We start from the raw sequence: 21441 nt of genomic DNA on the forward strand, positions 1-21441 counted from the left end.
CGCGCGTCCGCCCCGCCGCGATGAACGCCGTGATGAGCGCACCGGCGACCGCCCAGGCCGCCCGCCCAATCCGCGCCCGCCGCGCGACGCCGCCCCGGCCTGGCGCGACGAGCCCCGCCCCCGCACCGACCGCCCGCGCCGCGATCCTGCGGCCGGCGAACGCGTCGTGCCCCCGCGCCTGGCCCCCGAAGGCGCCGGCGAGCGCCTGTCCAAAGTGTTGGCCGAGCGCGGCCTGGCCTCGCGCCGCGAGGCCGACGAGTGGATCGAGGCCGGCTGGGTCAAGGTGGGCGGACACATGGCCACGCTGGGCCAGCGCGTCGCTCCCGATGCGGTGATCGAGATCGACCCCGCCGCCCGCACCCAGCAGGCCAGGCGCGTGACCATCCTGCTGCACAAGCCGATCGGCTATGTCTCGGGCCAGGCCGAGGACGGCTACGAGCCCGCCAGCGTGCTGGTGGCGCCGGCCCACCACTGGGCCGAGGACCCGTCGCGCAAGCCCTTCCACCCGGGCCATGCCCGCGGCCTGGCGCCGGCCGGGCGGCTGGACATCGACTCCACCGGGCTGCTGGTACTCACGCAGGACGGCCGCATCGCCAAGCACCTGATCGGCGAGGACTCCAGCGTCGAGAAGGAGTACCTGGTGCGGGTGGAATACACCCGTGGCGAACAGCTGCCCGAGGCCGACCTGCAGCGCCTGAACCACGGCCTGGAACTCGACGGCGTGAAGCTCAAGCCCGCCAAGGTCAGCTGGGCCAACGAAGACCAGCTGCGCTTCGTGCTGCGCGAGGGCCGCAAGCGCCAGATCCGCCGCATGTGCGAGCTGGTGGGGCTGAACGTGCTGGCGCTCAAGCGGGTGCGCATCGGCTCGGTGGTGCTGGGCAAGCTGCCGGTGGGTCAGTGGCGCTACCTGCGCGACGATGAGCGTTTCTGACAGCGCGGCGCTGCCGCTGAACGCCGCTGCCCGCGCACTGCCGCCGCAGGTGGTGGTGCTGGCGCTGGCCCTGCTGCTGGGCCTGCAGCCGATCACCACCGACCTCTACCTGCCGGCGCTGCCGCTGCTCAAGGCGGGTCTGGACGCGCCGATGGAGCGCGTGCAGATGACCATGGCCGCGCTGCTGCTGGCCTTCGGCGCCGGCCAGCTGATGATGGGTCCGCTGTCCGACCGCTTCGGCCGCCGCCCGGCGCTGCTGGGTGGCCTGGCCCTGCATGCGGCCGGCGCGGCCGGGGCGGCACTGGCGGGGGACATCGTCGTCTTCATTGCACTGCGTGCGGTACAGGGCGTGGGGCTGGCGGCGTCGGTGGTCTGCGCCCGTGCGATGGTGCGCGACCTCTTCGAGCCGCACCAAGGCGCCACGGTGATGAGCCAGGGACTGTCGGGCCTGGGCGTGATCGCCTTTGCCTCGCCCACGCTGGGCGGCCTGCTGGCGGCCTGGGGCGGCTGGCGCAGCTCGATGGCGGCGCTGTCGCTGTGCAGCGCGGCCATCCTGGTCTTCGTGCTGCTGAAGCTGCCCGAGACCGCGCCTCGGCGCGACCCGCAGGCCACCGCGCCCGGCCCGCTGCTGCGCCGCCTGGCCGAGATTGCCGCCCACCCGGGCTTTCGCGCCTGGGCGCTGCTGGTGGCCAGCACCTACGCCGGCCTGTACGTGCTGCTGGCCGGCACCTCCTTCGTCTACATCGGCACGCTGGGCATGAGCCCGGCGCAGTACGGCGTGACGCTGGCCACCTGCTCGTTGTCCTATATCGCCGGCACCTTCCACTGCCGGCGCCTGCTGCCCAGCCATGGGCTGACCGGCGCGGCGCGGGTGGGCGGCTACTTCACGCTGGCCGGTGGGCTGGCCATGCTGGCGCTGGGGCTGGGCGATGTGCGCTCGGTGCCGCTGGTGATCGGCGCGCAGTGGCTGTACAGCTGGGGCCACGGCTTTCACCAGCCCTGCGGTCAAGTCGGCGCAGTGGCGCCCTTTCCGCGCGCGGCCGGCACGGCCTCGGCGCTGGCGGGCTTCATCCTGGCCGTGGTGGCCTTCGGCATGGGCCTGTGGCTGGGTCGCGCGCTGGACGGCTCGCTGGCGATGCTGGGCTGGGGCCTGGCCGTGCCGGCGGTGGTGACGGCCACGATCGCCTGGACACTGGTGCGCCGGCATGGTGACGCCCGGCCTTGACTGGGTTGGCCTGGCCGGGCCGACCGCCTCGGGCAAGACCGCGCTGGCCCTGGCGCTGGCCGAGCGGCTGCCGCTGGAGGTGGTCAGCGTCGACTCGGCCCTGGTCTACCGCGGCATGGACATCGGCACCGCCAAGCCCAGTGCCGCCGAGCGCGCCGCGGTGCCGCACCACCTGATCGACCTGATCGAACCCACCGAGGCCTACTCGGCCGCCCGCTTCGTGCAGGACGCCACCCGGCTGATCGCCGAGATCCGCGCTCGTGGCCGCCTGCCGCTGCTGGTGGGCGGCACGATGCTGTACTTCAAGGCCCTGATCGACGGCCTGGACGAAATCCCGGCCACCGAGCCCGCCGTGCGCGCCGCCCTGGAGGCCGAAGCCGCCGAACGCGGCTGGCCGGCGCTGCATGCCGAGCTGGCGCAGGTCGACCCGGTCACCGCCGCGCGCCTGCACGCCACCGATGCGCAGCGCATCCAGCGCGCGCTGGAGGTGTGGCGCCAGACGGGCCGGCCGCTGTCGGCCTTCCACACCGGCCCACGCAGCGCCGGGCTGTCGCACCGGCTGATCTCGCTGGAGCCACAGGAGCGTGCCTGGCTGCATGCGCGCATCGACCAGCGCTTCACCCAGATGCTGGACGCTGGCCTGCTGGACGAGGTGCGAGGCCTGCGCGCGCGCGGCGACCTGCAGCCCGGCCTGGCGTCGATGCGCTGCGTCGGCTACCGCCAGGCCTGGGAGGCGCTGGACGCCGGCCTGCAGGGCAGCGCGCTGCGCGACGACGTGGCCAACCGCGGTGCCGCTGCCACCCGCCAACTCGCCAAGCGCCAGCTCACCTGGCTGCGCGGGATGGCGCGTGCATCCCTGCCCATCGACCGCCTGAACACGCCAGCGCTGTGCGATGCAGCGCTGCAAGCGATTTCGCCTTAACCAAGATCAAGCAGATGCGCAGAACAGCGGCTACATTGCCGCATGCCCGTCACCCTCTACCAACACGGCAGCCACAAGTGCCTCATGTTCACCGACCTGGCCGATGACCATGCGGCGGAGGCGGTGCAGTCCAACCAGTTCCTGGTCGTCAACGACGACACCGGGGCGATCATCGACCCGGGTGGCAACCTCGCCTACAGCGAGCTGTACCTGACGATGACGCAGCACTTTCCGCCGCACAAGCTGTCGGCGATCGTGGCCTCGCACGCCGACCCCGACATCATCGGCTCGCTGGACCGCTGGACCACGTCCACCCAGGCCAAGATCTACGTCTCCACCATTTGGGAGCGCTTCGTGCCGCACTTCTGCAAGCCGGGCAAGACCGCCGGCCGCGTGGTGGGCATCCCCGACAGCGGCATGCGCATCCCCATCGGCACCAGCGAGCTGATCGCACTGCCGGCGCACTTCCTGCACGCCGAGGGCAACTTCCAGTTCTACGACCCGATCAGCAAGATCCTGTTCTCGGGCGACCTGGGCGTGTCACTGGGCGGCGGCCAGGACGCCAAGCAGCCGGCCACCTCGCTGGCCACCCTGCTGCCGCGGATGGAGGCGTTTCATCGCCGCTACATGGTCTCGAACAAGGTGCTGCGCCTGTGGGCCGACATGGTCGAGCCGATGGCGATCGACATGATCGTGCCGCAGCACGGCGCGCCACTGGCCGGCCCGGCGGTGAAGGAGTTCATCGCCTGGGTGCGCACCCTGGCCTGCGGCATCGACCTGGTGGGCCCGCAAACCTACCGCGTGCCGGCCTGAGCGGCGCAGCGCTCAGCTGCGCGCGGCAGGCGCGGTTTCGCCCGAGGGGCGCGGGATGATGGGCGCGGCGCGCACGCAGTTGCGGCCGGCGTCCTTGGCCAGTTCCAGCGCAGCCTCGGCCTCCTGGATCTGGGCGTCGAGCGAGGCCTGGTTGGCATGCACCGCCGACACGCCCACGCTGACCGTGACCACCAGATGCGACTGCTCCCAGCGGAAGGCCGCACCGGCCACCTGCTGGCGGATGCGCTCGGCGGCGTCCAGCGCGCCCAGCGGATCGGTGTGCGGCAGGAAGACGGCCAGCTCGGCACCGCCAAAGCGGCCCAGCACGTCCGACTGGCGCAGCGTGGCATTGACGCGGCGGGTCACCTCCAGCAGCACGGCATCGCCGCAGCGCAGGCCCAGGCCGTCGTTGATGCGCTTGAGGTGGTCGGTGTCGATCAGCAGCATCGCGCCGTCGTCGCCGTAGCGGCGGCAGCGCGACCATTCACGCTCGGCCAGACGCAGGAACTGGCGGCGCGAACTGACGCCGGTGAGGTCGTCATCGAGCATCAGCATCTCGCGCTGCTGCTGTGACTCGGCCAGCGCGCGTGCCAGATGCAGCGCCACCCCGCCGGCCAGCAGTGCCGGTACCAGGGCCAGCAGCCCGGCCAGCACCGCCGTGCCCCAGCTCATGCCGTCGAGCAGCACCAGCAGCGTGGCCACCGCCAGCGCCACGGCCAGGCCGACGCTGAGCTCGAAGATCCAGGCCGCACCAGTGCCCAGGCGAATGGCCGCCAGAGCCAGGCGTTGCGTCAGCGGAGTGGCGGTGGACGAGCGGGTCAAGATGGCGGCGGGCTATCGTGGCAAGGCCAACATTGCATCACAAAGCCGTGGCGCTGTGGCGATCGCGGCCGGACCCCGCGTGACAAAGGCAACGGCTGCAGCGTCGGCGCCGGTCTTGCCTGGCGTCAAGGCCCGCACCGCCGCGGTGCACGACACTGCCCCCAGAACCACTCGCCCGCGCGGGCGCCCGACGAGGAGACCATGACCCCACCCGCCGCCCCCTTGGTGCTGGATGACCTGGACCGCGCGGTGGACGCGGTGCTTGAGCGCGTGCCCGGCGACATCGTGCTGGGCATCCCGCTGGGCATCGGCAAGCCCAATCCCTTCGTCAACGCGCTGTACCGCCGGCTCAAGGCCCAGGACACACGCCGGCTGCGCATCGTCACCGCCCTGTCACTGGAAAAGCCGGTGGGCAAGAGCGAGCTGGAACGCCATTTCCTGGCGCCCCTGGTCGAGCGCGTGTTCGGCGACTATCCCGACCTGGACTATGTCAAGGACTGCCGCGCCGGCACCCTGCCCGCCCACATCGAGGTGCGCGAGTTCTTTCTGAAGACGGGCGACTACCTGGGCAATGCCGCTGCGCAGCAGGGCTACATCAGCACCAACTACACCTTTGTCGCCCGCGACATGGCCCTGCAGGGCATGAACGTACTGGCCCAGGCCGTGGCCAGCGAGGGACAGGGCGAGGACTGGCGGCTGTCGCTGTCGAGCAACCCGGACCTGAGCTTCGAGATCGCCGAGCGCTACACAGCCCAGGGCCTGCCACTGCTCAAGGTGGCGGTGGTCAACCAGCGCATGCCCTTCATGCCCAACCACGCCGAGGTGGCACCCGGCTTCTTCGACCTGGTGGTGACCGATCCGCGCGCCAGCCATGAACTGTTCGCGCCGCCCAATGGCAAGGTCAGCACCGCCGACTACGCGATCGGCCTGCACGCCTCCAGCCTGGTGCGCGACGGCGGCACGCTGCAGATCGGCATCGGCTCGCTGGGCGACGCGATCGCCCAGGCCCTGGTCCTGCGCGATCGCCAGGGCGCCGACTACCGCCGCATCCTTGAAACCCTGTGCCCCGACGGCCTGGCCGGCCGCGAAACCGGTCGCTTCGACCAGGGCCTCTACGGCTGCTCGGAGATGTTCGTCAACGGCTTCCTGCAGCTGATCGAGGCGGGCATCGTGCGGCGCGAAGTGTTTGATGACGCGGTGCTGCAGGAGCTGATCAACGCCGGCCGCATCCCCGACCTGGCCGTCACCCCCGACACGCTGCGGGCGCTGCAGGCCGCCGAGCGCATCGACTCCCCGCTGCGCCAGCGCGACCTCGACTTCCTGGGCCGCTTCGGCATCCTGAAGGCCGGCCTGCGGCGCGACGGGCAGGAGCTGGTTGACGGCGACATCCGCCTGCGCAACGACCTGGACGATGCCGAAGCCTTTCAGGCGATCTGCGCGGCCTGGCTGGGCACGCGGCTGGCGCATGGCGTGTTCATGACCGGCGGTTTCTTCCTCGGTCCGGGCGACTTCTACGAGCGCCTGCGCCACCTGCCGCGCAGCCGGCTGGCGAAAATCGACATGACGCGCATCGACTTCATCAACCAGCTCTACGGCCAGCACCGCGGCGAGATGGAGCTGAAGCGCGCCCAGCGCCGCCAGGCCTCGTTCATCAACACCACAATGATGGTGACGCTGCTGGGTGCCGCGGTGTCCGACGGCCTGGAGAGCGGTCAGGTGGTCTCGGGCGTGGGCGGCCAGTACAACTTCGTGGCGATGGCCCATGCGCTGCCCGATGCGCGCTCGATCCTGATGCTGCGCGCCACCCACGAGCACCCCGACGGGCTCAAGAGCAGCATCGTCTGGTCCTACGGCCACGCCACCATCCCGCGCCACCTGCGCGACATCGTCATCACCGAGTACGGCGTGGCCGACCTGCGCGGCCAGTCGGATGGCGAGGTGGTCAAGCGCCTGATCTGCATTGCCGATGCGCGCTTCCAGGATGAGCTGGTCCTGGCCGCGCAGTCGCACGGCAAGCTGGAGGCCGGCTGGCAGGTGCCCGAGGCCCACCGCCACAACCTGCCGGCCACGCTGGATCAGCGGCTGCACCCCTGGAGCGAGGCCGGCGCCCTGCCCGATTTCCCCTTCGGCACCGATCTGACGCCCGACGAGTTGCACATCGTGCGCGCCCTCAAGCGCCTGAAGAAGGCCACTGAGCACCCGGTGGAGCTGGTGATGCTGGCACTCAAGGCCCTGTGGGAAAACCGCGAGGCGCCCCCGGCCTACCTGCAGCGCCTGGGCCTGGACGAGGCCACCGACTTCAAGCGGCTGTTCATCCGCAAGCTGTTCGCCGGCAATCTCTGAGGGCCGTGCCGGGCGGCTTGACGGTGGCTGAAAGCCGGCCTAAAGTGATATCACTTTGATCTGATATCCAGGAGACCCGCATGAACCGCTTGGAGCACGTCGAACGCTCGGCGACCACCACCAGTGGCTACCCCATCGTGCTGCTGATCGCGGGGCTCGCGGGCACCGCGGCCTGGCAGGTCTTCCAGCTGGCCAATGACCAGGCGGGGTCGTTCCTGGTCATCGGCGTGTCGGTGGTGCTGGCGGTCCTCCTGGCCTCGGGGCTGTACATGCTGCAGCCCAACACCGGCGCGCTGCTGATGCTGTTCGGCGCCTACCGCGGCACCGATCGCCGCGAGGGCCTGCGCTGGACCAATCCGCTGCTGCTCAAGCGCACCGTGTCGCTGCGCGCCCGCACGCTCAACATGAGCACCCTGAAGGTCAACGACAAGCGCGGCAACCCGGTCGAGATCGCCGCCGCCGTGGTCTGGCAGGTGCACGACACCGCGCAGGCCAGCTTCTCGGTGGATGACGTGGAGCGCTTCGTCGCACTGCAGGCCGAGAGCGCGCTGCGCCACCTGGCCTCGCGCTACGCCTATGACGACGGCGACGCCGAGGTTGGCCACGAGCCCACGCTGCGCGGCAGCCTGGACGAGGTGGCGCAGGCGCTGCAGGCCGAGCTGCAGCAGCGTTTCGAGCCGGCCGGCGTGCGGGTGCAGGACGCCAAGCTGACCCACCTGGCCTACGCGCCCGAGATCGCCCAGGCGATGCTGCGCCGCCAGCAGGCCGAGGCGGTGATCGCCGCGCGCGCCAAGATCGTGCATGGCGCGGTCAGCATGGTCGAGGCGGCGCTCAAGGGCCTGTCCGAGCGCGAGATCGTGCAGCTCGACGACGAGCGCAAGGCCGCGATGGTCAGCAACCTGCTGGTCGTGCTGTGCTCGGACAAGGACACGCAGCCGATCGTCAACGCCGGCACGCTCTACAACTGACCTCTGATGGAGAGTCGCGATGAACCCGCGTCTGATCGATGCGCTGCTGCTGGCCACCGTGGCCACCGCCATTGCCGTGATCTGGGGCACCGGCCTGGCACTGCCCTCGCACATCGCCACGGGTTTCGGCGTGCTGGGTGAGGCCACCGGCTACGGTGAGCGCCACCTGCACCTGTGGATGATGACGCTGCTGGCCGTGGGGCTACCCCTGCCCCTGGGCTACGGCATGGGCCTGCTCGCCGGTCGCGAGGGCCAGCGGCTGAGCATCCCCCAAAAGGCCTACTGGCTGGCCCCCGAGCGCCGCATGGCCACGCTCGCGGCCATGGAAGCACGCGTCAAGGTGATGGCGACGCTGCTGGCCGCCTATCCGATCGGCCTGCACCTGCTGATCGTCCACGCCCAGCGGCAGCAGCCGCCACACCTGTCGCACGGCCTGATGCTGGCCCTGCACGGCGTGCTGGTCCTGGGCATGCTGGCCTGGGTGGTGGAGCTGAACCTGCGCTTCGGGCGCACCCGATGAACCGCGGACACCTGCGCTGATGGCCAGCCCCGGCAAGAAGAGCTACCCGCTGCGCATCGACCCCGCGCTGTGGGCCGAGATCGAGCGCCTGGCGGCGCAAGAGCTGCGCAGCGCCAACGCGCAGGTCGAGTTCCTGCTGCGCGAGGCGCTGGCGCGGCGCGGCATCAAGCCGGCGCCGCCGCCGAAACCCGCGCCCGGGTCCTGATCAGTGCGCGCCGGCGGCGTCGGCCGGCGGCGCCTGGCGCGGCGGGCGCCGTGCCACCCAGACCAGCGCGATCAGCGCCAGGAAGATCATCGACGAGGCCAGGAAGATGTCGTCGGCCGCGCGGGTGTAGGCCTGCTGGTCGACCAGCCGGTTGATCTGCGCCAGTGCCTGCTCGCGCGACAGGCCGGCGGCCTGCAGGTTGGCCAGCGTGCTGGCCAGCGCACCGCCCTGCCCGCTGCCCAGGGCCTCGCTGAGGTGGGCGTGGTGCAGGGCCGCGCGGTCGTCCCACAACGTGGTGGAGATCGAGGTGCCCATCGCCCCCGCGGTGATGCGGGTGAAGTTGGACAGGCCGGCTGCGGCGGGGATGCGATCAGGCGTCACGCCAGCCAGCGTCAGCGTGGTCAGCGGGATGAAGAACATCGCCATCGCCGCGCCCTGCACCAGGGTCGGCACCATGATGTGCGCCAGGTCGGTCTGGACGGTGAACTGTGAGCGCGCCCACAGCACGCCAGCGAAGATCACGAAGGCCACGCTGGCCATCCAGCGCGGATCCCAGACCGTGACCTTGCGGCCCGCCAGCGGCGTCAGCAGGATCGCCAGCAGGCCCACCGGCGCCAGCGCCAGGCCGGCGCTGGTGGCGGTGTAGCCCATCCACTGCTGCAGCCACAGCGGCATCAGCACCACGTTGCCGAAGAACAGGCCGTAGGCAATGGACAGCGAGGCGGCACCGAAGACGAAGTTGCGTCGCTGGAAGAAGCGCAGGTCCACCACCGGATGCTCGGCGCTCAGCTCCCAGACCACGAACACCGCCAGACCCACGACCGCGGTGATCGCCAGGCCGACGATCAGCGGCGACGCGAACCAGTCCAGCTCCTTGCCCTTGTCCAGCATCAGCTGCAGCGAGCCGATCCACAGCACCAGCAGGCCCAGGCCCACGGCGTCGATCGGCAGCGTGCGGATCGGCGTCTCGCGCTTGCGGTAAATGGCCCAGGTCAGGCCGGCGGCGAACAGGCCCACGGGCACGTTGATGTAGAAGATCCAGGGCCAGCTGATGTTGTCGGTGATCCAGCCGCCCAGCAGGGGCCCGACCACCGGCGCCACCAGCGTGGTCATGCCCCACAGCGCCAAGGCCAGGCCGGTCTTGTGCGGTGGGTAGGTGGCCATCAAGAGGGTCTGTGACAGCGGGATCATCGGCCCGGCCACCAGGCCCTGCAGCACCCGGAACGCCACCAGCCACTCCAGCGACGGCGCAAAGCCGCACAGCCAGCTGGCCAGCACGAACAGCAGCACCGTGGCCACGAACAGGCGCACCGCGCCGAAGCGCTGCACCAGCCAGCCGGTCAGCGGCACCGAGATCGCGTTGGCGATGCCGAAGCTGGTGATGACCCAGGTGCCCTGGCCGGGGCTGACACCCAGGTCACCCGCGATCGCCGGCAGCGACACATTGGCGATCGACGAGTCCAGCACGTTCATGAAGGTCGCCAGCGACAGCGACAGCGTGCCCAGCAGCAGCGGCGTGCCGCTCAGCGGTGGCGGCCGGGGCGGCTGGCCCTGCGGCGCGGCATCATCGGCCATGGTGCCCGGCCCCTCAGTGAACCTGGCCGCGGCCCAGCGCGGCGGCCACGATGCGCTGGACATCGGCATCGGCCGCCTGCTGCTGCGCCTCGAAGACGGTGGTGCGGGCCAGCGGCTCGGTGCGCGGCGCATCGGCCAGCGACTTGCCGGAGGCGTCCTGGGTGTCCACGCTGACCTCCATCGACAGCCCTACGCGCAGCGGATGCTCGGCCAGCTCCTTCGGGTCCAGCGCGATGCGCACCGGCACCCGCTGCACCACCTTGATCCAGTTGCCGGTGGCGTTCTGTGCCGGCAGCAGCGCGAAGGCCGCGCCGGTGCCGGCGCCCAGGCCGGCGATGCGGCCATGGAAGACCACCTGGTCGCCGAACACATCGGCCGTCAGCTCGGCCGGCTGGCCGATGCGCAGGTCCTTCAGCTGGCCTTCCTTGAAGTTGGCGTCCACCCACAGCTGGTTCATCGCCACCACCGTCAGCAGCGGGGTGCCGGCCTGCACGCGCTGACCCAGCTGCACGTTGCGCTTGGCCACATGGCCGTCGATCGGTGCCACCAGGGCGACACGCTGCAGCGCCAGGTGGGCCTCACGCACCTTGGCGGCGGCGCGCAGCACGTTGGGGTGCTGCTCGACGCTGGTGCCGTCGGTCTGCGTCAGGCCGGCGGCCAATTGGTCGCGCGCGGCCTGGGCCGCCGACTGCGCCGCCGCCAGCGCGCTGCGCGCGGCGGCCTGCTGCGCCTTGGCGTGGTTGAACTCCTCCTGCCCGACCAGGCCCTCGCCCACCAGCGGGGCACGGCGCTTGACGTCGTCGTCGGCGCGAGCGAGCTCGGCCTGGACGCGGCCCACGTCGGCCTCGCGCAGCGCGATCTGCGCCTTCAGGGTGGTGTTGTTGGCGTACAGCGCACGCACCTCGCGCACCGTCTGGTCCAGCGTGGCCTCGGCCTGGGCCAGGGCCACCCGGGCCTCGGCCGGGTCCAGTGCCACCAGCACCTGGCCGGCGCGCACGGCGTCGTTGTCGTCGGCGCCCAGCGACACCACCGTGCCGCCGATCTGCGGCGTGATCTGCACCACGTTGCCGCCCACATAGGCGTTGTCGGTGCTCTGCTGGTGGCGGCCATGCAGCCAGTGCCAGCCGGCCCAGGCGCCGCCGGCCAGCAGCACGACCAGGGCGATCGCGGTCAGGCCGCGCGCGCGGGCCGGGTTGGAGGTGGGGGGAGAGGCGGGAGCGTTCATCGTCGTCTTTCGTTCGTGCGCGGTCGCTCAGCGGGCCGCCAGTGCGGTGTCGTCGGTCCAGCCACCGCCCAACGCCTTCATCAGGACAATGCGGTTGTCGAGCTGGCGGGCCTGCAGGTCCACGGCGTGGCGGCGCTGGGCCAGCACGGCGGTTTCGGTGGCCAGCACGGTGAGCTGGTTGCCCAGGCCGGCGTCGTAGCGCTTCTCGGCGATCTGGTGGGCCCGCTCAGCCGCGGCCAGGGCGCGCGCCTGCTCGGCGCGCTGGCGCTGCAGCGACTGTTCGGAGGCCAGCGCATCGCCGGTCTCGCGCACCGCCTCGAGCAGCGTGGCGTTGTACTGGGCGATCGCGGCGTTGCGCTCGGACTCGCGGCCCTGCAGCGCGGCGCGCAGGCGGCCGCCGTCGAACAGCGGCAGGCGCAGCGCGGGCTGCACGCCCAGTTGGCGGCTGCCCAGGTCGAACACGCGGTCCAGGCCCAGCGCCGACAGGCCCGCGTAGGCCACCAGGTTGATGCTGGGATAGAAGGCGGCCTCGGCGGCACGCACGTCGGCCAGGCCAGCCTCGACGCGCCAGCGCGCCGCCACCAGATCGGGTCGTCGGCCCAGCAGGTCGGCGCCCAGCGCGGTCGGCAGCGCGGGACTGCGCAGCGCGTCCAGGCGCGGCGCTAGGCCGCTCAGCGCGTCGGGCGCCTGCCCGCTGAGCACGGCCAACTGGCGACGCAGCAGCGTGAGCTGTTCGTCCAGCGCTTCGAGCTGCACGCGCAGGTCGGGCAGCGCGGCATCGGCCTGCACCTGCTCGGCGCGCGTGTCCAGACCGGCGGCCACGCGGCGCTGGGTGATCTGGCGGATGCGCTCGCGCTGCGCCCACTGGGCCTGCAGCACCTCGCGCTGTGCCAGCAGCCGGGCCAGCGCCACATGGCCGCGGGCGATCTGCGCGGCCAGGCCATTGGCGGCGGCAGCGGCGTCGGCACGGGCCGCACGGGCCTGGCCCAGCGCCGCCGCCTGCTCGGCGGCCTGGGCGCCGAACAGGTCGGGTGACCAGGCCAGTGCGGCCTGCAGCTCGCCCGAGCTCCAGGTGTCACCAGCAATGGGCGCAGGCACCAAGCCATGTTCCGAGTAGCGCTGGCGCGTCAGGCTGGCGCTCAGCTGGGCCTGCGGGCCATGGGTGGCCCCCAGCACATCGGCCTGGGCCTGGGCGCGGCGCACGCGCTCGCGTGCCACCGCCAGCCCGGGCTGATCGCGCAGGGCCTGCTCGATCAGCGCGTCAAGCTGGGCATCGCCCAGCACGCGCCACCAGTGGGCGTCGGGCAAGGCATCGGTCTGCGCGGCCAGCACCAGGGCGTGACCATCGTCGAGCCGGGCAGCTGGCGCACGCTCACCGGGGGTGGCGCAGCCGGCCAGCAACGCGACGCTCAGGCCCAGCGCGGCCAGACGCTGGCGGGTTGGAGAGGTCATGCCGGCTCCTTGGGTTCGGCGGGATCGCCGCCCTGGCGCAGGCGCTCGCCATTGGCCAGCATGCGCGTCAGCAGATCGACCAGGGTGCGCCACTCGTCGTGGCTGAAGCCGCGCAGGTGGCCGTTGAGCACCTCGGCCAGCACCTGGGGCACGCGGCGCGCCACCTTGCGGCCTTCGTCGGTCAGCACCAGGTTGACCACGCGGCGGTCCTCGGTGGAGCGCTCGCGCCGCACCAGGCCCTTGGCCTCGAGGCGGTCGAGCGAGCGGGTCATCGCGCCCGGGTCAATTTCCAGGTCGCGCGCCAGGCCGGCCACGGTGTGGCCCTCCTTCATCACCAGCTTGTACAGCGGCAGCCACTGCACATAGGTCAGGTCGCAGCTGGCCAGTTGGGCATCGGCCTGCGCCAGGATGGAGCTGATGACCTTGCGCATCAGGTAGCCCACGCTCTCGTCGGGCCGGTACTGGCCCGGCTGGTAGAAGGCGGCGGGCTCGGTGTCTTTCTTCGGCATGCGCTGCAGTTTAATTGCCTATGCAATCATTGCCTGAGCATTATTTGAATAGTCCAGTGTTTTGACAGGGTTTATGCGGGGGCGCGTCCCAGGCCCCCTCGGCTGCCTACACTGCAGCCATGGCCAATCGTCCCGACCGTCCCACCGGCAGCAGCCCGCAATCGCTGTCCGGCCTGCTGCCCTTTCTGCGTCCCTACCGCCTGCAGATCGCGCTGGCACTGCTCTTCCTCATCATGGCGGCGGTCTCCACGCTGCTGCTGCCGGCGGCGCTGAAGTCGCTGGTCGACCAGGGCATCGTGGCGGCCGATCCGGGGCAGCGCGTGATGGCGCTGCGCGAGCATTTCCTGGCGCTGTTCGGCGTGGGCGCGGCGCTGGGCGTGTTCTCGGCCAGCCGCTTCTACATGGTGACCTGGCTGGGCGAGCGCATCACCGCCGACCTGCGCGATGCCGTCTACGCGCATGTGCTGCAGCAAAGCCCCGAGTTCTTCGAGACCACCGCCACCGGCGAGGTGCTCTCGCGCCTGACCACCGACACCACGCTGGTGCAGACGGTGGTGGGATCGAGCCTCAGCATGGGCCTGCGCAACACCGTGATGGGCATCGGTGCGCTGGCGATGCTGATCGTCACCAACCCCTGGGTGATGTTCCAGGTGATGGGCATCCTGGTGGTGGTGGTGCTGCCGGCGCTGGCCTTCGGCCGCCGGGTGCGCAAGCTCAGCCGCGCCAGCCAGGACCGCGTGGCCGATTCGTCAGCGATTGCCGCCGAGGTACTCAACGCGATGCCGGTGGTGCAGAGCTATGTGGCCGAACCGCGCGAGGCCGCGCGCTTCTCGGCCGCCACCGAGGCCGCCTTCGACACCGCCCGCAAACGCACCCGCGTGCGCTCCTTCCTGGTGGCCTTCCTGATCACCGCCACGTTCGGCGCGCTGCTGTGGGGCCTGTACCAGGGCACGCAGGCGGTGCTGCAGGGCGAGATCAGCGCCGGCCACCTGGGCCAGACGGTGCTGTACGTGATCCTGCTGGTCAGCTCGGTGGCGGTGCTGTCCGAGGTGTGGGGCGACCTGCTGCGCGCCGCCGGTGCCACCGAACGCCTGATGGAGCTGCTGCACGCCCGCTCCCCGATCGAATCGCCGGCCACGCCGCAGCCGCTGCCGGCCACGCGCGGCGGCTCGGCGCTGCAGTTGCAGGGCGTGCGTTTCCGCTACCCGTCGCGGCCGCAGCAGGCGGCGCTGGACGACATCAGCCTGAGCGTGCAACCCGGCGAGACCGTGGCCCTGGTCGGCCCCAGCGGTGCCGGCAAGAGCACCGTGCTGCAGCTGCTGCTGCGCTTCTACGATGTGGCCGAGGGCTCGGTGCAGGTGGACGGCGTGGACGTGCGCCAGGCCGACCTGGCCGCGCTGCGCGCGCGCATCGGCATCGTGCCGCAGGACAGCGTGATCTTCAGCGCCAGCGCGATGGAGAACATCCGCTACGGCCGCCCTGAGGCCACCGACGAGGAGGTCATCGCCGCCGCCAAGGCCGCCTTCGCGCACGACTTCATCCTGGCCCTGCCCGAGGGCTACGCCAGCTTCCTGGGCGAGCGCGGCGTGCGCCTGTCGGGCGGCCAGCGTCAGCGCCTGTCGATCGCGCGGGCGATGCTGAAGAACCCGCCGCTGCTGCTGCTGGACGAGGCCACCAGCGCGCTGGATGCCGAGAGCGAGCGCATGGTGCAGGCGGCGCTGGAATCCGCCATGCAGGACCGCACCACGCTGGTCATTGCCCACCGCCTGGCCACGGTGCAGCGCGCCGACCGCATCGTCGTGCTGGAACACGGCCGCATCGTCGAGCAGGGCACGCACGCCGAACTGGTGGCGCGCGGCGGGCTGTACGCGCGCCTGGCCGCAATGCAGTTCCAGACCGCTGGCTGATCACGCGCCCAGCCAGGGCGCCAGCCCGCGCCAGCGCAGCGCGGCGGCCGCCGCCATCAGCGAGATCGCCAGCGTGCCGACCAGCACGAGCGTGGCCTCCAGCCCCGGCGCCAGGCCCAGCGGCTTGAGCGCCACCAGCAGGCCGATCAGCACGGTCTGGTGCAGCACATAGACCGGAAAGACCAGGCGCGAGGCCGTGCGCGTGTGCGCCGTGGTCCGGCCCAGCCATCGATGACCGAAGCCCAGCGCTGCCAGCACGCCACACCATTGCTCCAGCGCGAAGCCGGCGCGTGCCAGCACCAGCGGCATCTGATCGCCCCCGCTCTGCGCCGCGCCCCAGCCCAGCAGCACCCCACCCAGCGCCCACCAGCGCAGGCGCTCGATCGCCAGCCAGGCCCCGGGCGTGCGCGCCAGCAGCGCGCCGACCAGGAAGGCCGGCAGGTACTGCGCGTGGGCCAGGGGGTCGTGGATCAGATCGTGCGTGACCTCGAACCAGGGCCGCAGCGCCAGGCGCAACACCGCGAGCAGCAGCCACGGCAGCGCCAGCAGGCTGAGCGCGCCCAGGCGCGGCGCCAGCCAGGCGCCAGCCCGGTCCAGCGCACCCGGCCAGCGGCGCAGCAGCGCCCACAGGCCCGCGGTGTACAGCATCAGGTAGGGCAGGAACCACAGGTGGTTCCAGGTGGGCAGCACCAGGCAGGCGCCGGCCGCGTCGCAGAAGCCGCCGTAGCCGCGCAGGTACAGGCCCATGAACGCGGCCAGGCTGCCGCCGTAGCCGAGCTGCTCGCGCACCTGCCACCAGGCCTGCGGCGGCACGATCAGCAGCACACCCGCCAGCAACGGAAGGCCCAGGCGTTTCAGGCGCGCACGCAACCAGCCCGGTGCGGCGCCCGGCAGCAGCAGGCCGGTCACCGCGCCCGAAATCAGGAACAGCAGGCTCATGCGCCAGGGGTTCAGCAGCTGCATCCAGGGTTCCAGCGCCGCGCTGGTGGTCGATCCTTTCACATGCCAGGGCCAGGGCACATAGGCCATGCCCAGGTGATAGAGCAGCAGCAGGCCCAGCGCGGCAATGCGCAGGTGATCCAGGAAGTGCAGGCGGCGGTCTGGGGTCATGGCAGGGGTGGCCAAGTGTGACACCGGCCGCGCGGGATAATCGCAGCCATGAGTTCTGCCGCCCGTCCCGCTCGCTCCCAGTACGAAGATTTCATGCGCCATGTCTGGGAACACGGCGTGGCCAAGGGCGACCGCACCGGCACCGGCACGCGCAGCGTGTTCGGCCACCAGATGCGCTTCGACCTGTCGGAGGGCTTTCCGCTGGTGACCACCAAGAAGGTCTTCCTGAAAGCCATCATCGTCGAGCTGCTGTGGTTCCTGCGTGGCGACAGCAACGTGAAGTGGCTGCAGGAGCGTGGCTGCACGATCTGGGACGAGTGGGCGCGCGAGGATGGCGAGCTCGGCCCCGTCTATGGTGTGCAGTGGCGCAACTGGCCCACGCCGGGGGGCGGCCACATCGACCAGATCGCCCAGGTCGTGCAGCAGCTCAAGACCAACCCGGACAGCCGCCGCATCATCGTCAGCGCCTGGAACGTGGCCGAGCTCGACAAGATGGCGCTGATGCCCTGCCACGCCTTCTTCCAGTTCTATGTCGCGCCGGCCACCCAACCGGGCGGGCGCGGCAAGCTCAGCTGCCAGCTGTACCAGCGCAGCGCCGACATCTTCCTGGGCGTGCCCTTCAACATCGCCAGCTACGCGCTGCTGACCCACATGCTGGCCCAGCAGTGCGACCTGGACGTGGGCGATTTCATCTGGACCGGCGGCGACTGCCACCTCTACACCAACCACTTCGAGCAGGTGCAGACCCAGCTCGCGCGCACGCCCTTCCCCTACCCGGTGCTGAACATCAAGCGCCGTCCCGACTCGATCTTCGACTACCAGTACGAGGACTTCGAGGTGCTGGAGTACCAGCACCACCCCGCCATCAAGGCGGACGTCGCGGTCTGAAAGCCCTGTGATGTTGCAGCCGCGCCAGATCGCGGTGCTGGTGGCCCTCACACTGATGTGGGGCGTCAATTGGCCGATGATGAAGTTCAGCCTGCGCGAGCTGTCACCGCTGTATTTCCGTGCGATCACGATGACCGGCGGCGCGCTGTCGCTGTACCTGTACTACCGTTTTGGGCGGGGCGTGGACATGCGCTGGCCGCGCGCCGAGTGGCGCCGGGTGGCGCTGCTGGCCCTGCCCAACATCATCGCCTGGCATTTCTGCTCGATCACCGGACTGCATGCACTGGCCTCGGGCCGCGCGGCAATCCTGGGCTTCACGATGCCGGTGTGGACGGTGCTGATCACGCTGGTGCTGGCGCACGAGCGGCCCAGCGGCCGCGTGCTGCTGTCCGCCGGCGCGGCACTGGCCGCGGTGCTGATGCTGTCGTGGCAAGAGCTGGCGCACTTGGCCGGCCGACCCGAGGGCGTGCTGTGGATGCAGGCCGCCGCCCTCAGCTGGGCGGCCGGCACGGTGCTGATGCGCCGCACCACCTGCGCCATGCCCACCGAGGCGGTGACGGTGTGGATGATGGCGCTGGGCTCAGCCTTCTTCTGGATCGTGGCGCCGCTGATGGAGCCCGCCCCGCAGCCGGCAGCCTGGAGCACGGGCCTGTGGTGGTCGCTGCTGTACGGCGTGTTGCTGAACTATGGCGTGGCGCAGGTCATCTGGTTCGGCATGGCGCGCACGCTGCCGCCCTCGGCCAGCGCCTTCTCGATCATGGCGGTGCCGCTGGTGGGCACCGCGGCGGCCACAGCCATCGTCGGCGAATGGCCTCGGCCGCTGGACCTGGTGGCCGCCGTGGCCATCGTGCTGGCCATCGCCAGCGCGCTGCTGCCACGACGACAATCGGCCGCATGAGCGACACCCGCCCCGACCTGGTCCTGATCGCCGCGCTGGCCCGCGGCCGTGCGATCGGCCGCGCCAACCAGCTGCCCTGGCACCTGCCCGAGGACCTGGCGCACTTCCGCCGCAGCACCCAGGGTGCGCCGGTGCTGATGGGCCGGCGCACCTGGGAGTCCCTGCCGGAGCGCTTCCGCCCGCTGCCGGGCCGTCGCAACCTGGTGCTGAGCCGCCAGGCTGGCCTGGCCTGCCCTGGTGCCGAGGTGGTGGGCAGCGTGCCCGAGGCGCTGGCGCGCTGCGCCGGTGTGCCGCGCGTCTTCGTGATCGGTGGGGCTGAGCTGTACGTGCAGGCGCTGCCGCTGGCCGATGAGTTGCTGCTGACCGAACTGGCGCTGGATGTGCCGGACGCTGACGCCTTCTTCCCCGACTGGCCGGCGGCCGAGTTTGCCGAGGTGGCGCGCCAGACGATCCGCCCAGCCCCGCCTAACGAGTTCGACGTCGCTTTCGTCACCTACCGCCGTCGACCGCGCTGAGCGCCCGCGCCCGGCACGCGCCGCGGGCTCGGTCGAACCACGTGGCGACGGGTGTCAGGCGGCGTGGCGCTGCGGTCGCTGTGCGCGCTGGGCCCGCAGGAACTCGCGGTACCAGTGGTAGCTGAGCTTGGGCGTGCGGGCCAGGGAGGCATAGTCGACGTGGACGATGCCAAAGCGCTTGGCGTAGCCCGAGGCCCACTCGAAGTTGTCCATCAGGCTCCACACCATGTAGCCAGCCATGGGCACCCCGGCGGCCAGTGCGCGGCCGGTGGCCTCGATGTGGCGGGCGATGTAGTCGCGGCGCGCGGTGTCCATCACCTGGCCGTCGACCACCTGATCGATGAACGCGGCGCCGTTCTCCATCACGTAGATCGGCGGCAGGGTCCAGTCACGGTGCATGCGCAGCAGCAGCTCGGTCAGGCCCTCGGGCACGACCTCCCAACCCATGTCGGTCAGCGGCAGGCCGCTGGCCTGCACGCTCCACGCGCCGCTGGCACTGACCACGCCGCGCGTGTAGTAGTTGATGCCCAGGTAGTCCATCGGCGTGGCGATGGCGGCCAGATCGCCGGGCTCGATGCGGGGCGCGTCGGCACCCAGGTGCTGCCAGACGTCATCGGGGTAGCGACCGCGCAGCAGTGGATCCAGGTACCAGCGCACCAGCCGGCCATCCTCCAGCCAGGCGGCGGCGCGGTCCTCGGGGCTGTCGGTGGCCGGACCGATCGGCGACAGGTTCAGCACGATGCCCAGGCGACTGGGGCAGCCGTCGGCGCGCAGCGCCTGCAGCGCCAGGCCGTGGCTCAGCAGCAGGTGGTGCGCCACCTGCATGGCGATGCCCCGGTGGCGCACGCCGGGCGCGAAGATGCCGCTCTCGTGGCCCAGCACCGCCATCACCCAGGGTTCGTTGTGGGTGGTGATGGCCGACAGGCGGTCGCCCAGCCGGGCGTTGATCGCGCGGGCGTAGTCGACAAAGCGGTGTACGGTGTCGCGCACCGCCCAGCCGCCGCCGTCCTGCAGCGTCTGGGGCAGGTCCCAGTGGTTCAGCGTCAGGTAGGGGCGCAGTCCGCGCGACAACAGACCGTCGACCAGGCGGTCGTAGAAGGCCAGTCCGGCCTCATTGAAGGCGCCGCGACCGTCGGGCTGCACGCGCGGCCAGCTGATCGAGAAGCGGTAGGCGTCCACCCCCAGCCGGGCGATCAGGTCCAGGTCCTGGTCGAGCCGGTGGAAGTGGTCGCAGGCCACATCGCCATTCGAGCCATCGGCGATCGCCCCGGGCTGGCGGCAGAAGCGGTCCCAGATCGATTCGCCCTTGCCGGCCTCGCGGGCCGCGCCCTCGATCTGGAAGGCGCTGGTGGCCACACCCCAGACGAACTCGGGCGGGAAAAAGGGATCGTGGGCAGGTGTCCGGGTCATGGATGACAGCGTAGGCAGGGGCGATCGCCACGTGCGTGAGCAGGTGTGAAAGCGCTTTCAGAATGCCCTGATTCTGCGGTGAGTGGCCGCCCGGCACACTGCTGGTTAACCCCGAATGCGCGGCGCCGTCGAGGCGGCGGATCAGCGCTGCAATCGACGCACCGACTCGCGCGGCACCAGCTGCAGCGACGGCAGCGACACCTGCGCGGTCTCGCCACGCAACAGCGCCATCATCGCGGCTGCCGCCTGAAAGCCCATCTCGTACACCGGCTGGCGCACCGTGGTCAGCGGCGGAATCGCGAAGCGTGCCGGCGCCAGGTCGTCGAAGCCCACCAGCGAAACGTCGTCGGGCACCCGCACATTGCGACGGTACAGGCCCAGTGCGGCGCCGATGGCGGTCTGGTCGTTGGCGGCAAAGATCGCGGTGAAGGGCAGCCGGGCATCCAACAGGCGGTTCACCGCCAGCAGGCCGCCAGCCTCGGTGTAGTCGCCCGGCGTGACCAGCGCGGGGTCAAAGGGCAGGCCGGCGCGGTCCAACGCCTCGCGGTAGCCGGCCAGGCGCTCATGGGCATCGGCGTGGTCGGGCTCGCCGCCGATGTAGGCGATGCGCGCATGGCCGCAATCGATCAGGTGTTGCGTGGCCATGGCCGCACCGGCGCGGTTGTCGAAACACAGGCCATGCACACGCGGACCCTGCATCTGGCGGCCCACCACCACCATCGGCACGTTGCCGGCGCCGGCCTGCAGCGCCCGGTTCGACAGCCGCCCGGCCAGCACGATCAGCCCGTCCACGCGGCGGGCCATCAGCGCGTCCAGTGCCTTGCGCTCCTCGGCCTCCTGCCAATGGCCGCTGACGAAGATCGGGATGTAGCCGGCCTCGTCCAGGCGGTCCTCGATGCCATGCAGCGCTTCGCCGTAGAACGGACTGCTGATCGTCTGGGTCAGCACGCCGATGCTCAGCGTGCGCCCCCCGGCCAGGCCGCGGGCCACCGGATTGGGGCGAAAACCCAGCGACTGGATCGCCGCATCCACCGCCTGCTGCTTGACCTGGCTGACGCGCGCGGTGCCGTTGAGGATGCGCGAGACCGTGCTGGGCGACACCCCGGCCGCCTGGGCGACCATCTCCAGCGTCACCACACCGGCGGCAGGGGTTGCAGAACCCCGGACACGGCGGGGCGAGGTGTTGCTCATCAGGGGCACTCC

The 21441-nt window shown here is 71.2% G+C and carries 20 protein-coding genes; 12 read left to right on the forward strand and 8 right to left on the reverse strand.

Features of this window, described 5'->3' with window-relative positions:
- From KAK06_RS19725 to KAK06_RS19740, 4 genes are all read left to right on the forward strand, one after another.
- The coding region (locus KAK06_RS19725; protein WP_247653000.1) for a pseudouridine synthase at positions 1-931 on the forward strand (931 nt) is incomplete at its 5' end.
- Positions 918-2156: a Bcr/CflA family efflux MFS transporter gene (locus tag KAK06_RS19730; protein WP_247653001.1), complete on the forward strand. Its 1239-nt coding sequence runs from the start codon at positions 918-920 to the stop codon at positions 2154-2156. The genes KAK06_RS19725 and KAK06_RS19730, both read left to right, overlap by 14 nt.
- Positions 2137-3078 (forward strand): tRNA (adenosine(37)-N6)-dimethylallyltransferase MiaA, encoded by a 942-nt coding sequence (gene miaA, locus KAK06_RS19735; protein WP_210803873.1) that lies wholly within the window; start codon positions 2137-2139, stop codon positions 3076-3078. Before KAK06_RS19730 ends, miaA begins: the two co-directional genes overlap by 20 nt.
- A gap of 42 nt (positions 3079-3120) precedes the next feature.
- Complete coding sequence (locus KAK06_RS19740; protein ID WP_210803874.1) at positions 3121-3891, forward strand: oxygen-binding di-iron domain-containing protein; 771 nt, start codon at positions 3121-3123, stop codon at positions 3889-3891.
- Between the two features lie 12 nt (positions 3892-3903).
- On the opposite strand, the gene KAK06_RS19745 is transcribed toward KAK06_RS19740, so the two are convergent.
- Positions 3904-4713, reverse strand: coding sequence for a GGDEF domain-containing protein (locus KAK06_RS19745; protein ID WP_210803875.1), 810 nt, complete (start codon positions 4711-4713; stop codon positions 3904-3906).
- A gap of 201 nt (positions 4714-4914) precedes the next feature.
- On the opposite strand from KAK06_RS19745, the gene KAK06_RS19750 reads away from it, so the two are divergent.
- From KAK06_RS19750 to KAK06_RS19765, 4 genes are all read left to right on the forward strand, one after another.
- Complete coding sequence (locus tag KAK06_RS19750; RefSeq protein WP_210803876.1) at positions 4915-7056, forward strand: acetyl-CoA hydrolase/transferase C-terminal domain-containing protein; 2142 nt, start codon at positions 4915-4917, stop codon at positions 7054-7056.
- Between the two features lie 80 nt (positions 7057-7136).
- The gene (locus KAK06_RS19755) at positions 7137-8024 is read left to right on the forward strand and encodes an SPFH domain-containing protein (RefSeq protein ID WP_210803877.1); all 888 of its coding nucleotides are present in this window, start codon (positions 7137-7139) and stop codon (positions 8022-8024) included.
- 19 nt (positions 8025-8043) lie between these two features.
- Positions 8044-8544: a hypothetical protein gene (locus tag KAK06_RS19760; RefSeq protein ID WP_210803878.1), complete on the forward strand. Its 501-nt coding sequence runs from the start codon at positions 8044-8046 to the stop codon at positions 8542-8544.
- A gap of 19 nt (positions 8545-8563) precedes the next feature.
- Positions 8564-8749: a type II toxin-antitoxin system antitoxin gene (locus tag KAK06_RS19765; protein ID WP_210803879.1), complete on the forward strand. Its 186-nt coding sequence runs from the start codon at positions 8564-8566 to the stop codon at positions 8747-8749.
- On the opposite strand, the gene KAK06_RS19770 is transcribed toward KAK06_RS19765, so the two are convergent.
- From KAK06_RS19770 to KAK06_RS19785, 4 genes are read right to left on the reverse strand one after another with little or no spacing between them, the layout of a single operon-like run.
- Complete coding sequence (locus tag KAK06_RS19770; RefSeq protein ID WP_210803880.1) at positions 8750-10324, reverse strand: DHA2 family efflux MFS transporter permease subunit; 1575 nt, start codon at positions 10322-10324, stop codon at positions 8750-8752.
- A 13-nt stretch (positions 10325-10337) separates the two neighbouring features.
- Entirely contained in the window at positions 10338-11549 is a 1212-nt protein-coding gene (locus KAK06_RS19775) for an HlyD family secretion protein (protein WP_210803881.1), read from the reverse strand.
- Positions 11550-11576: 27 nt separating this feature from the next.
- On the reverse strand, positions 11577-13001 hold the full coding sequence (locus KAK06_RS19780; RefSeq protein ID WP_210803882.1) for an efflux transporter outer membrane subunit: 1425 nt from the start codon (positions 12999-13001) through the stop codon (positions 11577-11579).
- Positions 12998-13510 (reverse strand): MarR family winged helix-turn-helix transcriptional regulator, encoded by a 513-nt coding sequence (locus tag KAK06_RS19785; RefSeq protein ID WP_210803883.1) that lies wholly within the window; start codon positions 13508-13510, stop codon positions 12998-13000. Before KAK06_RS19785 ends, KAK06_RS19780 begins: the two co-directional genes overlap by 4 nt.
- A 119-nt stretch (positions 13511-13629) precedes the next feature.
- Here KAK06_RS19785 and KAK06_RS19790 point away from each other — a divergent pair, with 119 nt between their 5' ends.
- Entirely contained in the window at positions 13630-15417 is a 1788-nt protein-coding gene (locus KAK06_RS19790) for an ABC transporter transmembrane domain-containing protein (protein WP_210803884.1), read from the forward strand.
- Here KAK06_RS19790 and KAK06_RS19795 read toward each other — a convergent pair whose 3' ends face one another.
- Complete coding sequence (locus KAK06_RS19795; protein ID WP_210803885.1) at positions 15418-16527, reverse strand: acyltransferase family protein; 1110 nt, start codon at positions 16525-16527, stop codon at positions 15418-15420.
- 48 nt (positions 16528-16575) lie between these two features.
- Between KAK06_RS19795 and KAK06_RS19800 the strand changes: the two genes are divergently transcribed.
- Genes KAK06_RS19800 through KAK06_RS19810 form a run of 3 tightly spaced genes read left to right on the forward strand, consistent with a single transcriptional unit; the run spans position 16576 to position 18828 of the window.
- Positions 16576-17415: a thymidylate synthase gene (locus KAK06_RS19800; RefSeq protein ID WP_210803886.1), complete on the forward strand. Its 840-nt coding sequence runs from the start codon at positions 16576-16578 to the stop codon at positions 17413-17415.
- A 10-nt stretch (positions 17416-17425) separates the two neighbouring features.
- Positions 17426-18313, forward strand: a complete 888-nt coding sequence (locus KAK06_RS19805; RefSeq protein WP_210803887.1) for a DMT family transporter — start codon at positions 17426-17428, stop codon at positions 18311-18313.
- Positions 18310-18828 (forward strand): dihydrofolate reductase, encoded by a 519-nt coding sequence (locus tag KAK06_RS19810; protein WP_210803888.1) that lies wholly within the window; start codon positions 18310-18312, stop codon positions 18826-18828. Before KAK06_RS19805 ends, KAK06_RS19810 begins: the two co-directional genes overlap by 4 nt.
- A 54-nt stretch (positions 18829-18882) precedes the next feature.
- Here the strand turns inward: KAK06_RS19810 and KAK06_RS19815 are convergent, their stop codons facing one another.
- Entirely contained in the window at positions 18883-20238 is a 1356-nt protein-coding gene (locus KAK06_RS19815; RefSeq protein WP_210803889.1) for a GH1 family beta-glucosidase, read from the reverse strand.
- A gap of 141 nt (positions 20239-20379) precedes the next feature.
- Positions 20380-21429: a LacI family DNA-binding transcriptional regulator gene (locus tag KAK06_RS19820; protein ID WP_210803890.1), complete on the reverse strand. Its 1050-nt coding sequence runs from the start codon at positions 21427-21429 to the stop codon at positions 20380-20382.
- Between the last annotated feature and the right edge of the window lie 12 nt (positions 21430-21441).

The sequence above is a fragment of the Ideonella aquatica genome (assembly GCF_018069755.1).
Lineage (GTDB): Bacteria > Pseudomonadota > Gammaproteobacteria > Burkholderiales > Burkholderiaceae_C > Ideonella > Ideonella aquatica.